Below are 1129 nucleotides of genomic sequence, written 5' to 3' on the forward strand. Positions count from 1 at the left end.
CAATCAAAGAGAGCTATGGATATGGAGCCTTTGGGGAAGACCTGTACCAGAACCAGGGGGAGATGCAGCCGTTTGGCTATACGGGATACCAAAGAGATGAGATAGCAGGGACGTATTATGCCCAGGCGAGGGAATATCTGGCAGAGAGTGGAAGGTTTGCAGGGCAGGATTTGATTGCCGGTTTTATGGATCTGCCATTCAGTATGAACCGATATAGTTACTGCTTTAATACACCGGTGGTCTTGGTAGACTTAGATGGTGCATGGCCAAAATGGATTACGGATATTGGTGGAGCAATAGATGAAGGAGTGCAATGGGTAGAAAATAAAGTTAGTAGTGCGATTAGGTGGGGATATGAGGAAATTTGGTCTAAACACATTTATGGAGAAGATTTAGTCTTATACGAGACTACAACGGGAGGTGGCTCTTATGAAGTTACTAGTCATCGAGGAGGTAGTATAATTGTTGCTCAAAAAGATATTTTGGGAAACTTTACGGGATGGACATTAGATTTATCCATAAATTTGCCTCATGGATTAAAAGTCGGAAGTAAATTAACAGGCAAAGATTGGAATCCAGAAACATGGAAATATAATCATGGAATTGAGTATACAAATCAAGATACGGGAATTTCTTATAAAGGTGGGACATACATGGATAAAAATGGAATAGGTTATAATCATGTATATGGTGGAACATCTGGAAACTTGCCATTAGAATTACCAGATAGTACAAAAATTGACGAATATGCAGATGTTTCATGGAGTTTCTCTCAAGATTTTCAAATATCTAATTGGAAGCTAATATTAGAGACAGTTGGAGTTGTCACAGCAGCAATTTTGTTCGTAGTGGTAGTATTAGATGATGCAACAATAGTGGGGGTATTAGATGATGCGGCACTGGCACCATTAGCTGCGTACATTGCATCGGTAGCTCCTTCCTTTTATCAATGGTTTATCAATAGTGCACCTAAAATGGCAACTTGTGGAGGATAAAAAATGAAAAGTATAAAAAAAATAATAAAAATAGTAATTTTAGTAATAGGCATAGTATTTGCATTATTAATAGCAATCGGAATGTTGGTATGGATGGAGATATATTAAAGATAGAAGAAAATGATGTATCAATA

The 1129-nt window shown here is 37.6% G+C and carries 1 protein-coding gene; it reads left to right on the forward strand.

Annotation, left to right across the window (positions count from 1 at the left end):
* Window positions 1-995, forward strand: a 995-nt coding sequence (locus DXB52_RS15860) for an RHS repeat-associated core domain-containing protein (protein ID WP_181983040.1), incomplete at its 5' end; no start/stop codon positions are given.
* Window positions 996-1129: the final 134 nt, after the last annotated feature.

The sequence above is a fragment of the Ruminococcus sp. OM04-4AA genome (assembly GCF_003462585.1).
Taxonomy (GTDB): Bacteria; Bacillota; Clostridia; order Lachnospirales; family Lachnospiraceae; genus Mediterraneibacter; species Mediterraneibacter faecis.